This window comes from Pedosphaera parvula Ellin514, from assembly GCF_000172555.1.
Classification (GTDB): Bacteria; Verrucomicrobiota; Verrucomicrobiia; order Limisphaerales; family Pedosphaeraceae; genus Pedosphaera.
This window is the reverse complement of the sequence record NZ_ABOX02000061.1, coordinates 23,284-36,041: the sequence shown is the minus strand read 5'-3', so window position 1 is coordinate 36,041 and position 12,758 is coordinate 23,284. Positions and strand designations below refer to the sequence as shown.

Below are 12,758 nucleotides of genomic sequence, written 5' to 3'. Positions count from 1 at the left end.
ACCACAAAGTGGTTTCGTCTTACAGCCCAACGGTTGCCACAATTCAGATGGTGGCTACCTTGGGTAAACCGTCTCAATTTCCCAATCACTTTGCCGAACGGTGGCCGTGCGCAAGCACTCGGCGCGTGCCACGGCGAGCATCTCGACTTCAACTTGGTGAGAACAAAAAATTGAACCTCACTATTTGAAATTTGAATGCTGGACGTTTCCTCTTTTCCTCATCCCCTCGCCTCATCAGAGGCACCATAGAAAGGACTGAAGGTCCTGCTTATCTTAGCCCAGGGCAAACGCGCCCCGCGCGTGCCGCCCAGGGTAAATCATCCCTCAACTCACTACACTTTGCCGAAGGCGCGAGCAAAGCGAGCATCTTCACTCCCTATCGCAAAATAAATTGCTCCCTGGCGTATTATTTGTTTGCCGGGAGAGACCGAATCATTTTCTCCAATTCCTCCACGCGCTTTTCGAGTGAATCCACCTTGTCAGCCTTCTCCTTCAGTTTCTGAATTTCTTCCTCCCTGGCCTGCAATTTCTGGTTCAATCCCTGAATGGCCGCCAGCGCCACGCCCCCTTCATCCACAGTGGCGATGCTAGTCTCATCCTGACCCAGGCCGAACGCCGCATGAAAATCCTGCGCCACCGGCCCGACATGCTTCTGCGCCGGCTGTGCCTTGTAGCTCCAGCTCTGGATCGGCAAGGCCGCCACCTTCTCCAATACTGTCTGCGCATCCACCGGCGCAAAGTCCTGCTTCAGGTTCCGGTCCGAGGCGTTGATCCAACTGCTCCCATCGCACCGTGCATTGACGACCATCAGTATGTTGGTCGGATTGGCGTTGCCGATGCCCACGTTGCCGCTGCTGATGACCTGGTTGCCCGTAAAAACATTCCCCCCGCTCAGCAAGGCTACACCGGTCAAATTGGTGAGCCCGCTCCCGTCCCCGGTAAAGCCGGCCGCTGAGATCGTGCCTTGAAACACATTGCTGCCGTTGCGCAGGGCCACGGCTGCCGGCACAATGTGCGGCCGTAGCGCCAGACTGTGATGATATCCCGCGGCAATGGCCGCCACGTTGCTCAAGCCTGCGGGGATGGTGGTTTCACCATAGTCATTCCACCCCCACCCCACGACCGTGCCATCGCTCTTGAGCGCCAGATTGTGATCAGCCCCGGCGGCAATGGCCACTACGTTGCTCAAGCCTGCAGGGATGGTCGTTTGGCCTTGGGCATTGTATCCCCATCCGACGACCGTGCTATCGCTCTTGAGCGCCAGACTGTGAAGCGCTCCCCCGGCAACGGCCACTACGTTGCTCAAGCCTGCAGGGATGGTCGTTTGGCCTTGGACATTGTATCCCCACCCGACGACCGTGCCATCGCTCTTCAGCGCCAGACTGTGATAAGCCCCCGCGGCAATGGCCACCACGTTGCTCAAGCCTGCGGGGATGGTCGTTTGGCCATAGTCATTCCACCCCCACGCGACAACTGTCCTATCGCTCTTGAGCGCCAGACTAAAACCATATCCCGCGGCAATGGCCACCACGTTGCTCAAACCCGCGGGGACGGTCGTTTGGTCATAGTCATTCCACCTCGACGAGACAACTGTCCCATCGCTCTTGAGCGCCAGACTAAAACCATCTCCCGCGGCAATAGCCACCACATTGCTCGACCCTGTGGGGAAGGTCGTTGCGCCATTCCAATTATCTCCCCACCCGACGATGGGGGCTTGGATTTGCACCAGGTTGCTCACCGGTAAATTGGTCACGCCCGCGCCGTCGCCGCTGAACGTGCCGGTGAAATTCACCCCGCTGGCGCCATTGGTCACCACATTGGCTGGCAATCGCCCGAGCGGAATCGTGCCGGTGATGTTCGCCGCGGACACCGACCCGGCGCTCGCCGCCGCCCCCGCACTCAGTGCATACTGCGCGTACGGCACGGCCGTCAACTGTTGACGCGGAGCCAGCGTGGAATAGGTGTTCGCACCGCCGGGGCTCACAGCCATCCCCAGCCAGTTGCTGCCACCGGTGAAAACATTCCCAAAGTCTAGCGTGGTCGTGAACAGGCCGTTGCTCACGGCCACTGCCGTATTCGTCACCGGCCCGGCGAGGGCGACCCCGCCGGTACTGGTGCCGTAAAGTGCGAAGGCCATGTCGTAGCTCCCGTTGGCAGGAGAACCGTTGTTTTGAAGCCGCCCCTGGTAGGTGAAGGCCGTGCCTTGGGCTTGGAGCCCGCTCGCATAGGCGAGGAGAGAGATGAGGAAAAGTGACCAAACAAATTTTTTCATGAATTGTTCCTTACAATTTACAAGGGTAATCATTTCAAGAAGCATCGAAAAAGCGAGCAGAATTTTCGCCGTGTCAGCTCGCATCCATCCTATGAACGGGTCGTGAACGTGAACGGGTCCAAATTATCTACACTGGTTTTCCCAGGCGAACTCCAGTCCACCCATTCCACAGCTTCGCATCCAAAACTTAAAACCCGCTACTCGCAGTTTTCGCGAACCCTCCCACGACATCCCGCTTTGCACATTTTGTGGTTCCCCTCCCGCATAAACCAGAGTCGTCTCTGGTTAACCGTCCGTGGGCGGGTTGGAGGTGGCAAAAAGATACATGAACAATTCGTTGTTCGCCGACTTTGACATGAACGGGTCGTGAACAGGTCGATCCTTAGTATTTACACAATTTTCTCTGTCAATCAGGCTCAAAAAAGCCAACGAACCAGCATACTCACTGCAACTATTTGCAGCTGCAAAATACTGGCGCAACAACAGGTGCTGAGCGGTGTTTTCATAAAAGTGAAGTTCACTTACTTATTAATTGTTCTCCTTGCGTCGACAGGCTCTGTGAAGTGTGAAGAAACTGCTGCCACCCAATGGAAGCACAAAGCGGACGGATCGGACGTTGCCTGGCGTATCATAACATTCCCTGAGCAGCCTTCTCTGCCAGGTAATATGCTTTTATCGCTCTCCCGACAGGAACATGGAATGTGTTTGAGCCTCAGTGCCAGCGAGCATTTTTTGAGAGAAGGGAAGATTTCCGTTCGCCTGCATTATGTGAGCGGCCAAACGGTTTCCCCTGACTTGACTCCTGCTGAATCACTAGTATTAGCTGGAAGCTTCGGAGGTAGTTGGAGTTCGTTGGTGACCTTTCCGTGGGGGAAAAATATCCTGGAGGAGGCTTGGATTGAGGTCTCAACGGAATCAAGCCGAATATGGCTCGAAATCCCCTACGGATTTACGCGGGATCCAAAGGCCCCAAATCCACCACCCACATTTGATGGCGATGCAAGGTTTGCCTCTGCCATGAAACACTTGGCTGGCCAGAAGAAAGCGATTCACGTATGGCAAGTCAGCCCATCCACCTGCTTTCGTGTCGATGTTTCCAAAGCGAGAGACGTGATTCTTCACTGGGCCACTGTGCAATACGATTCCTTCCCAATTCAGAATGGCTGGCGGCTGTCGTTCACCAAATGGAATATCGTTGAGGAGCCACCAGACGAAGTGACGCTTTACCGGGAGGATGAGCTGCATCGGCCATGGGATCTACATTCACCACGCACTGCCCTGCGCCACATCGAAAACAGCGGACACGCCCTGGCCAGCCGCTGCATGGGCATTCGGGTGCATAACGGCGGCATGAGTCGAAGCGATACCTACCGCATTGTCGATAAGAGTGACGAAAGCGATGATAGACGCTCCTGGCAAAAAGTGGAAATTGATGTGGAAGACAAAACCTATTCAATCATGATGCCTTCCAGCCTTCTCAAGAACTCCCACGGAACCACCTCCTTGGAATCAAAGACTTGGTGATCCTTGTGGCAGCCACAAATGCCCCGCGAAGTATTGAACCATTCGGCGGTTTGCGCGTCATGTTGATGTACGGTCGGCTTAATTCTCGGATAGCGAGTGTCTGAGCCAGTCCTCGAAACGCATTTTGCCGAGGCGCGGGTTTTCGCCGGGAACAAGCGATTCATCGTTCACCTCCAGGCCGAAGTAGAGCGCATGGGCATCCGTGACCACTTTGCGCGGATCCTTGGTCGCCTTCAGGAATCGCTCAATGAGTTCGTTCAGTCGCACCCGTTCCGGACCGGCAATCTCGATCATGCCATTCACCGGCGCTCCCAGTGCAACATCAGCCATGATATCAGCCACGTCATCGGCCGCGATGGGCTGGAAAAAAGCAGGAGACATGGTAACGGTCTGCCCTACAGTACCTGACTGGGCAATGGCGCCCGTGAATTCGAAGAACTGCGTCGAGCGAACAATGGTGTAGGGAATCCTCGAAGCCTTGATCAGGTTCTCCTGGGCCAGCTTCGCGAGGAAGTAACCATAGCCATGCACTCGCTCCATGCCGACGACCGATAGCGCGATGTGATGCTTCACACCGGCGAACGTCTCCGCTGCCAAAAGGTTGCGGCCTGACGCATTGAAGAATTCCATGGCCGCCTTTTCCTCGAAGGACGGCGAGTTCGCCACGTCGACCACAACCTGTGCGCCTGCAAGTGCCTCCTTAAGGCCTTCACCCGTAACCGTGTTGACACCGGATCTGGGTGATGCCGCCACCACCTCATGGCCTTTCTTACGAAGCCTGTCCACGGTCTTTGATCCAATGAGTCCGGTGCCGCCGATAATTACAATTTTCATAATCTCCTTTTGCTATTCCATGAATCTATTTCCCTAGTGTTACCACCATCAGCCAGGCTGCCAATTTTGTATAGCCACCAACTGCGCCCAAAGAAGCCAACCAAACCTCCTGCTGGCTTGAAACTCCTGCATGAAACGTCCTCACTTCATCGTGAGGCAGGAAAGGAAAAAGTTTGACGTTTTGTGTCAACCTACTTATTACTTAAACCGTCACCCACGCAGTTTACCCGTTCAGGCATCATGAATTTCAAAACACTTCTGTTAATGTCCTGCATTGCAGGATCAACGCTGGGAAGCGCCATGGCACAAAGTTCCCTTTGGACGAACCTGGTCGCCTATTGGCCGATGGATACCACTGATGGCGTCACCACCCCGGATCTTGCGTTGGGCAACTCCATGTTTCTGGTCAACGCTCCGTCACTGGTTGCGGGTCAGCGAGGTAACTGCTTTCAGTTTAATGGCTCGAGCCAATACCTGAATGTCACGCATTCCACTAACTTTCTGGCGACCGGCCTGCCTATTTACACGACCAACGGTTACACCGTGGCTTTTTGGGTCAAAGGCACTTCGACCCAGAGTGCCAACCATATTCCTTTTTCTGAGAATGCGTTTTCGGGATCGATGCTCTGGGATTTCAACACGCGAAGCACAAAGATTGCCGTATTTTTAAGAAACAACGCCGGCACGACGGTCATCAACAATGTCCAATCTGCAACCGCAGTGTTTGATGCGGCCGGTAGCACCTGGCACCATGTGGCATTCACCGACGCAAACGGCACTTGCAAACTTTATATCGATGGCAACCTGGACAGCGCGAATGTGAACTACACTGCTCCTTCCGCCGGTGCTCCCGCAGCAACCATCACTGCTGTGGGAGATTTGATTCGGGCTAACAACGCCAACAACCTTTGGTTCAATGGTTCGGTCGATGAGGTAATGGCCTGGAGCCGGGTGCTTTCGCAGTCGGAAATCCAAAACGCGATGAATAACGGAATACCCACTCCAATCCCACCAACCCCGCCCACGATTCTCGCACAGCCAGCAAACCAGACCAATTCACTTGGAGACCGGGTGATATTTTCCGCCAATATCTTCGGCAACCAGCCCATGACTTATCAATGGCTGTCCAATGGCGTTCCGATCCCTGGCGAAACCAATAGTTCGCTGACGTTGAACAATTTGACCAGCCCTGGAACGAATTTCTATTCGGTGACGGCAGCCAACATTGCCGGCACAAATACCAGCGCGTCGGCCGCGCTGGTGGTGCTCCCGGATCCCGCGCCGAATATTATTTCAGGCATGGTTTCCTATTGGCCTTTGAATACTATTTCCAATTCAACTTCCACTCCCGACCTCGTGAGTCAAAACGATCTTCAGCTCACGGCCATGAGCAACGGGAATTTAGTGCCGGGCAAATTTGGAAACGGACTATCCTTCGACGGGTCTTCACAATATGGAGCCGAAACGACCGGCACTCCAATTTATGATCTCAACACCACCTACACGGTTGCGCTTTGGATCAACGGGGTTCCTGGCATTGCGAACGAGCAAATTTTTGCCAATGGCAACAGCACCAACGGGAACTACTTTTTCATCGGGCCGGACAACACCGGCGCCACCAGCAAGCTGGACATACGAATCAATCCCGGAATGTCCGACACATTGTCCACCGCCACGGCGTTGGACGGAACGTGGCATCATGTCGTTTGGGTGGACCAGAACGGCACGGGACTATTGTATATCGATGGGGTTCTCGATCCTTCAGTTTTTAGCTACGGTCATGGAGCATTGGGCTCGGTGCTCTTGAACAACACGACCATCGGTGCGCTCGTGGCCAACCCGCTGCGAGATTTCTTTAATGGCGCCATCGATGATGTGGGCACCTGGAGCCGTCGATTGACGTACACGGAAATTCAATCGATTTTCACGAACGGAATTCCGACACCCCCGGTGATCATCAAACCTTCTGTGACTTCCCTCACCACTCAGCCGGGCGACCCGACCAATGGTGTTTATCAGGGAGACACCGTTAGTTTCACGGTGGTGGCGACCGGAACCACTCCTTTGAGCTATCAGTGGCGAAAAAATGGCGCGCCGGTTTCCAGCGTGACCAACCCCAGTGCGGTTAGCAACGTCTTCACCCTGGCTAAAGTGCAACCCGCCGATGCCGGCTCCTACACTGTGGTAATTACGAACTCAGGCGGAGCGGTTACGAGCAGCATCGTTCAACTGACCGTGATCCCCTACATCCCGGCAACCAACGGGACAGTGTTGCAAGTCGAATTTAACTGGGCTCCTGCGCCCGCCGTTCAATCCGGTTTTTCATCCATGACCTTGAACGTCAATCCGGCTACATTCAGCGGTCCGGAAGTGACGCTTTCCACCATCGGGGCGACGTTCTTCAGTGATCGCTCGCGGAGCGTCCCGGTAAACAATCCGCCGAACCTGACCCAGGCGAACCTCTATCAGCAATTTATCTTCTCAACTGCGAATACTCCCGGCACGGGCATCGATATTTTGTTGCAACGGCTTGCGCCCAACACCACTTATGGATTGACTCTATGGTCTTACGACAACGCGAACAACCTGTTTGCCGATTGGACCGAAGTCTCTTCCGGCACTCCCGTAACGGTCCAAACGGGCTATATTTTTACCGGCTCGTCTCAGCCAACGGCGGACTATCAGGATACTTTGGGAACCTTGCTCACCTCCTCTACCAATGGGCAATTGGAGATTCAGGGAGTCGTCGATAGCGGGACTGCAGGTATCTTTATTAATGCCCTGCGGCTCGTGGCGAATCCGACCATTCAAATCACTGACACCAGGGTGGTGGCGGACGGGAACCTGCAAATCACCGTAATGGCGCAATATCCGAATCAGACCCTGGAATTTCAGGAAAGCGCCGACCTGACACCGGGAAGTTGGACGGTGGCGACCGATATTCAAAGCACGGTCACACACGGGCCGGTTGTAATTGTGGAAGTCCCGTTATCCACGGACCACCTCTTCTACCGCGCGCGCGCGACCAGTCCCTGAGCCTGAGTTCGGCGCATCTGCTATGGAAGGACTTTTCGGTTGACGTTTTGTCTTACTGTTTCTTCAACCGGTAATATTGGCTCGGTTGGGAAATGGCGTTGGTAATTGTGTTCTGGAAATTAATGACGACAGTACCGTTAGTCACCGGCGTCCAGGAGTTGCCCGCGGAAAGGTTGCTGGTCGTTTCGAGACCAAAACTGGTAGCCGAGCTTGGCCAGCTAATAACCACATTGCCGCCGGCGGCCTGCGCCCGCAAAGACGGCAACGGCTCCGTTTGCACGGCCACCAGCCAGAGATGCGCTCCCTGGGTCGGCGTCGCTGTCCAGGTGACGTTGTAAGTGCCTGCGGCAGCAACATCCCTGGTTGCCACCACCACTTCGACCTCGCAACTGGAGAGCAGTTCCGAATTGACCGTCGTAAAACCATTATTCGGAACCGCCGTCACGGAAGCCGCTCCGGAGTCACCCGCCCAAATAGCAACGAGGGTGGCCGCGTTTGTAGTGGTGACACTCAGGCTGGTGTGAGGCGGAGAGAACACTACGTTCCATTTTGCGTCTTGAATCAACCCGCCGTTCTTCACCTCGACAACGGCCAACGTAATTTCATCACTGCCCGGCATGGGAGCGATGACATGCTGTCCCGTGCCACCCGCGGCCGACGCAACTGCGTAGAGCGCTTCACCGGAAGTGGGATAAGCCGGTCCATAGTCGTGCATGCCGCCGAGCATGACATAACTGTTGTTCGCAGTGTCCAACGGAACTGTCCCGTTGAATTCATTGGTGTTCCCCCGACCAACCCAGGCCAGAATCGTGCTGCCGGACGGTTGCGTATCGATGGCTGTTGTCACCAGGCCACCACTGCCGCCGCAGGGATAAAACGCCAGCGTGTGCGCGCCGATGGTGGGGCTTGCGATTCCGCCGCGCGCGAACAGAAATAAGACCGGAATGATGGTCAGCAAAGCCTTGCGGATTTCAAAAAGTCGTTTGTTTCGAATGGACGGGGTCGTGGTTGCCTCCAACATTTTTTTCATGGGGAGTTTATATGTACGAATCACCCATCGGCTTTAATTGAACCCATGTCAAACCGATGACCAAAAAATCAACGGTTAAAATGGTTGAGGGAAGACCATGCCGAATGCCAGCAGGTTCAACAACGTGGCCAGGGCAACCGCGCTGACACACGGCCGCCCGCATGGTTGCGCACCCCTCCTTCTCAAGGCTATCCAATCACATCACTGTCCACGAATTCGATAATACGCCGCCCCATTGGTTGCAGGCACCGACAGGCTATTGGCACTGGTAGCCGCACCAAAACTTACCCAAACCGGATTAATCAGATTCGTCGCTTGCTCGATCTGAAACGGTGCAATGCCTCCCGACCAGTTCAACATCAGATTCGTTCCCTGCAAGACAGCGCTTGAGGCAATCGCGGGCGCGGCGGCCACCGGCAGATTCATCGTGGCCGTGCTGGATAAACCACCCGGATCGGTCACCTTCATTAGGAAAACATTCGTTCCTGTGTCGCTCGAAACGGGAGTCCCGCTCAAGCCGCCGTTACCAGACACACTCAACCAGGCCGGACCGTTGACTTTAGTAAATGTCATCGTATCGCCGTTGGGATCGCTCGCACTGGTGGCAAGGGTGCCGGAATAACTTTGACCGGCCGTGATGCCTGCCACTGCGAAAGGATCGCTGAAAAACTTCGGCGCGCGGTTTGTGGCCGTCACAAAGTGCGCCGTCACCTGATTTGAACTCAGGGCATATTTGTAAATCGCCACCTCTTCCATGTAGCCCACAAACTGCAAATCGTCCGCCGTGGCAGCTCCCGACTGGCGCGCACCAATGCTGACGGGAAGAGCCGAACCCAAAAGGCCAGTATTTACCCCAATCGTACCTGAGGCGGCATTCACGCCATCCACATATAGATAAACATGACCGTTGACCTGGTCGCAAACCGCGACCAAATGATGCCACTGATTGTTTGGCACAACACTGCTGACAGCCGCGTGCGTGGCGCCCGAAGCATCGCGAACAAAGAACCGGAACGCGTGGCCACCGCCGCCACAATCCAGATTGAATTGTTCCCCGCCGTTTCCGTAACCTTTGGTGATCAACCCGGCATCGGTGGTCTGCGAACCGCCGTTGACCCAGGCTTCCACGGAAAATGTCGCGTTACCGGTCGTCGCAAAATCCGCGATGATGTTCGTCACGCAACTATTGCTGGTGGCTAGAAATCCGAATCTTGCCGACTTGTGCGTATCCACCAGATTATCCCCCGTCTGCCCGAGTAAAACCTTGGAACTGTAAATGCCGTTGTTGCCGGAGATGTAATCGTGGGCCACAGTTCCGCTGGTCTCATCCAACCGCCAATAGCCGAGAGGATGGTCTGCCAGAATCGTCTGCGCCAAAGGATAAGTTGGAGACGACACCACCGTCAGCGAGGCGATGCTGCTCGTGACCGAGCCAAAGGCATTGCTAACCACGACTGTGTAATTGCCGGAGTTTGTGGGTTGCAAATTGGTGAGCTTGAGGGTGGAGCTTGCCCCTATGGAAATGGGAGTTCCATTCAGAGACCAAAAATAACTAACGGGCAGTGCGGCGTTGACTGACATCGTCCAGGTGTTGCTGGCACCGGAGAAAACATAAAGGTTGGCCGGAGTCGGTTGTTGAACGATCACCGGCGCGCGATAGACCGCGAGGGTCGCAATCGAACTGGTCACCGCGCCGTATGCATTGGTGACGACCATCACATAGCTGCCTGCATTGGTAGCTTGCAGCACAGGATTCAACACCAGGCTGGTATTGGTCTGATCATTCAGAGGCGCGTAAGATCCGGCACTCCCGTCGGCGCTGTAATACCATTGATAGGCAAGCGGCGGAGTGCCCGTGGCCACCGCACTAAAAGTCGCGCCCTGCGCGGGTTGATTGTTGGCGATGGACTGGGGTTGCACACCGAGGGCAGGCGCAGCCGGCATGACCGCGCCACTGACGGCAAATATTCCTGTGGTTTGCTGCGCGCCGGCACCGGATGGTTTCGTAAAGGTGATGGAAGCAATCGGCTGATTTATACCCAGGGCCACGAGATTAATAGTCGTCTGGTACAGATTCGGATTGCTCGCTCCGTTGTCTTCAGGGCCAAAGCTCCCGCCCAATCTAAGCCGCCCAAAGCCTTGGATGCTGACGTTGTTAGTCGTGCCAAACCAATCCTGCGCGTTGAAATTGAACACCTGGCTATGCGTGCCGTTGGTGAAATTCAGGACGAACGTTCCAATCCCGCTGGCGGCGTTGGCAGAACAAGCGAGAAGAGTAATGGAATTATAAGCCTGCGGCGTGGCGAGCGTGAGGGTGGCCGAACTGGGATAAGTATATCCCAGGACCAGGGCATTGGTGCTGCCATACGTAAACTGGAACACCGACGATCCATCCAACGGGCTGGTGAAGGCACCATCCGGCGGCAATCCACGCGTGCCGCCACTGAGCCCCGCTTGATAGAAACCGTAATTGTTCGGGGCGTCGAAAGCGAAGGCGCCCGGCGCGGAAGCAGTGGCGCTGTTCGGAGCAATGATACTGGCATTGAAGCCGGTCAGCGTGATCGGAGCGTTGCCAGCCGAGACAATCAATTTGAACGACCGTCCCTGGACGATACCGCTCGAAAGATTCGTGAACAAAACGGTCGTATAATAACGTCCTGCTGCCAGATTCGTGGTGGCGGAGGGAACGAGGCTGACAAGCACATTTGTCGCCGGGCCGGCGGTCGCGAGTGTTCCCGAGCTCGCAGAAACAATGAGCCACGCCGACGTGTTGACCAGCGACCAGTTGATTGCCGCGGCACTGGTATTGGTCAGCACCAAATTTGAACTGGCGGCATTGGGTGCAAGGGTGCGTTGCGCCACGACAACGAAACCGCTCCGCGGAGTGATTTGCAACGCATCCGCTGGACTCGGGTCGGCAACTTGCATGACGACAACAGCGGCGGAGCAACCCCAGCTGTCCGGGACGTTCGTCCCCAACGGCGTTGCCCATTTCTGCCAGGCCAAATTATTATTGTTGCGAACGCTCCAGGCGGCATTTGCGTTGGTAGTCAGCCACGGGCCAAAAGCCGTCCAAAGATTTTGATCCTTGGCAAAACGCGCCATCCAGCGCGCGAAAATGCCATTGAATCCGGAAAGATCCGTTCCGGAGCTGTACTCCGGCAAAATGCCGGCGGAGGATGTCATGCTGTTTTGAGTATATTTTCCCGCCAGGACCGCATCCTGATAGTAGTTGGGCAGTCCCGTTGCGCGATAGAGAAGGTTTGCTGCCCCAATGAAAGTGCCTTGATTGTACGTCAGCGCTCCGCCACTGGTAAAAGTGTTGCTGTAGGTGATGCCGTCAGCGATGGAGCCGTTGCCGGGGTTGAACAAGACCCGCCGTTCCCAGCCATAAATCGCCTGGGCTTTGGTGAGATAAGAACTGTCGCCGTAGATATTATAGAGCAGACATGCGCCGATTGCGGCCGGGCCATGAACGGCGGCATTCTTATACATATTATCCGTGCTCCACCACAGACCGCCACCGGTGAAATTAGTATCCCAGGCGCGGGCATACATGGCATCCCAATTATTTTTGGCCACGTCCCGAAAGGTCGTGTTGCCGGTAATCTGATAACCCCGGGTGAAGGCAATTACGGCCCACGAGATATCGTCATTGTAGTTGTTGAAGTTGCCTCCAGCCACCGTCCAGCTTGAACCGTGGTGAGAGATGAATTGATTGCAGGCGTTTAAGACAATGGTTTGCCGCGCGGTCGAGGGATAGTTGTCATAGGCGTCCTCCGCCATCTCGATCTCTTCCGCCCCGGTCCACCATCCGGCATAATAACCGCCGACCAGAAAAGCATTGTTGTAAGCGGTGAATATGGTGTCAGCATCGGTCATCGTGAATGCCGAAACCGAAATGCCCCCGCACAACACGATGAGCAGGCTCGCCAGCCACTTCTTGACTTCATTCATAACATCTTTGAGTCGTCATTTGCGACGATGGTGACCACCGTCGAGGATATCACGCGTGATTGCGAAAGACAATCCTAATGGCTCTGCCGCGAACCTTCGAGTTGA

Annotated in this window: 6 protein-coding genes; 2 read left to right on the top strand and 4 right to left on the bottom strand. The window is 55.2% G+C overall.

What is annotated here, in order from left to right; genetic code table 11:
- Nucleotides 1-406 precede the first annotated feature (406 nt).
- Nucleotides 407-2,272 (bottom strand): DUF8740 domain-containing protein, encoded by a 1,866-nt coding sequence (locus CFLAV_RS33350; protein ID WP_150107643.1) that lies wholly within the window; start codon nt 2,270-2,272, stop codon nt 407-409.
- Between the two features lie 1,017 nt (nt 2,273-3,289).
- On the opposite strand from CFLAV_RS33350, the gene CFLAV_RS35280 reads away from it, so the two are divergent.
- Nucleotides 3,290-3,796 (top strand): hypothetical protein, encoded by a 507-nt coding sequence (locus CFLAV_RS35280; protein ID WP_150107642.1) that lies wholly within the window; start codon nt 3,290-3,292, stop codon nt 3,794-3,796.
- 78 nt (nt 3,797-3,874) lie between these two features.
- On the opposite strand, the gene CFLAV_RS28245 is transcribed toward CFLAV_RS35280, so the two are convergent.
- Nucleotides 3,875-4,630 carry an SDR family oxidoreductase gene (locus CFLAV_RS28245; RefSeq protein ID WP_007418339.1) on the bottom strand — a complete coding sequence of 252 codons (756 nt, stop codon included), beginning with the start codon at nt 4,628-4,630 and terminating at the stop codon, nt 3,875-3,877.
- Between the two features lie 300 nt (nt 4,631-4,930).
- On the opposite strand from CFLAV_RS28245, the gene CFLAV_RS28240 reads away from it, so the two are divergent.
- Entirely contained in the window at nt 4,931-7,666 is a 2,736-nt protein-coding gene (locus CFLAV_RS28240; RefSeq protein WP_160164681.1) for a LamG-like jellyroll fold domain-containing protein, read from the top strand.
- 52 nt (nt 7,667-7,718) lie between these two features.
- Here the strand turns inward: CFLAV_RS28240 and CFLAV_RS28235 are convergent, their stop codons facing one another.
- Nucleotides 7,719-8,696, bottom strand: coding sequence for a hypothetical protein (locus tag CFLAV_RS28235; RefSeq protein ID WP_007418337.1), 978 nt, complete (start codon nt 8,694-8,696; stop codon nt 7,719-7,721).
- A 201-nt stretch (nt 8,697-8,897) separates the two neighbouring features.
- Nucleotides 8,898-12,653: a glycoside hydrolase family 76 protein gene (locus CFLAV_RS33345; RefSeq protein WP_007418336.1), complete on the bottom strand. Its 3,756-nt coding sequence runs from the start codon at nt 12,651-12,653 to the stop codon at nt 8,898-8,900.
- Nucleotides 12,654-12,758: the final 105 nt, after the last annotated feature.

Bases quoted from the DNA above. Each gene is read 5' to 3' on its own strand.
- CFLAV_RS28240 (WP_160164681.1), top strand. From the start codon at position 4,931: ATGGCACAAAGTTCCCTTTGGACGAACCTGGTCGCCTATTGGCCGATG.
- CFLAV_RS33345 (WP_007418336.1), bottom strand. From the start codon at position 12,653: ATGAATGAAGTCAAGAAGTGGCTGGCGAGCCTGCTCATCGTGTTGTGC.
- CFLAV_RS28245 (WP_007418339.1), bottom strand. From the start codon at position 4,630: ATGAAAATTGTAATTATCGGCGGCACCGGACTCATTGGATCAAAGACC.
- CFLAV_RS28235 (WP_007418337.1), bottom strand. From the start codon at position 8,696: ATGAAAAAAATGTTGGAGGCAACCACGACCCCGTCCATTCGAAACAAA.
- CFLAV_RS33350 (WP_150107643.1), bottom strand. From the start codon at position 2,272: ATGAAAAAATTTGTTTGGTCACTTTTCCTCATCTCTCTCCTCGCCTAT.
- CFLAV_RS35280 (WP_150107642.1), top strand. From the start codon at position 3,290: ATGAAACACTTGGCTGGCCAGAAGAAAGCGATTCACGTATGGCAAGTC.